Genomic DNA, 1,004 nt, shown 5'->3' on the forward strand with positions numbered 1-1,004 from the left:
TTGAAAGATTTTTTTTATGAACATGGTTATTTTTCCTTTCCAAGGTTGTGTGTTGTTAAATAAAAAAAGACCCTGAAAAGGGTCTTGGTTTGTGATTAAAAAAATTAATTATTTTAACGTCTTTGAGAAGAACGATTACGAGATAAATTAATTCTAGGCATAGGTGATTGATTTCTTATTTGTTCTAATATTGTATTTATATTTTCTTGATTTTGATTTATTCTAATTTGTGTATTTCTTAAAAGATTAATTTGTTCTTCTGAAGCATAAAGAGGTATGTTATTGATAATTGTTGTCATTTCTTGCATTAATAATGAATGTATTCTTTCTAATTCTGTTATTTCATTATTTAAAATTAAATTTATAGTTATTTGTTGTTGAATATCTAAGTGTCTTTGTTGAGTTATAATAATTTGTTGATGTATTAATTCTAGTTGATCAAATAAAAGTTTTTTTTCTGTTTCTGATACTTGATGTTCAAAAGCATTAATAACTTCTTGTGCTTTTGTTTGTTGAGAAACTAATAAATTTTGATAATTTCTATATTCTTCTAAAGAATTATAAACATTCTCGCTTGTTCCAACGTTATTATTATTATTCATCGCCATCACTTGCTTATTATTAAAAATAAATAATAATCCTAAGAAAGAGTACAAACAAAAACTTATTATTTTAAATTGATTTTGTAATTTAAACATTAATTAAATCTCCTTTAATATTAATTCCTTTAATTTTAACATGTTGGAAGTTGTTAAAATTTTTATCACCAGTCATCGCTGGTTCTTTGTTTATATTCGGTTTCTTTAACTTTATCATTATTGTGTTTATCTTGGTAAAGAGATAAAGTTTTACGGACAGGGTTGAAGTGGAGGTGGAAATTTTCGTTTTTAAATTCTGAATTGTCCACCCATGCGCATCCAAGGTAATAGTCTTTGTCGTCGTCTAAGAAGTGTTTAGGGCCTTTGTATTTAAGGATTAAACAGTTACCACTTGAGTTTTCTTTG

At 25.5% G+C, this 1,004-nt stretch carries 1 protein-coding gene and 1 pseudogene; both read right to left on the bottom strand.

Annotated features, from left to right (window positions below; translation table 11 throughout):
* Window positions 1-113: 113 nt before the first annotated feature.
* Window positions 114-698, bottom strand: coding sequence for an SVM family protein (locus RI01_RS02775; RefSeq protein WP_017193154.1), 585 nt, complete (start codon window positions 696-698; stop codon window positions 114-116).
* A gap of 65 nt (window positions 699-763) precedes the next feature.
* Window positions 764-1,004: pseudogene (locus tag RI01_RS02780) on the bottom strand (hypothetical protein); the annotation flags it as partial.

This window comes from Italian clover phyllody phytoplasma str. MA1 (genome assembly GCF_000300695.1).
GTDB lineage: Bacteria > Bacillota_I > Bacilli_A > Acholeplasmatales > Acholeplasmataceae > Phytoplasma.

Bases quoted from the DNA above. Each gene is read 5' to 3' on its own strand.
- RI01_RS02775 (WP_017193154.1), bottom strand. From the start codon at position 698: ATGTTTAAATTACAAAATCAATTTAAAATAATAAGTTTTTGTTTGTAC.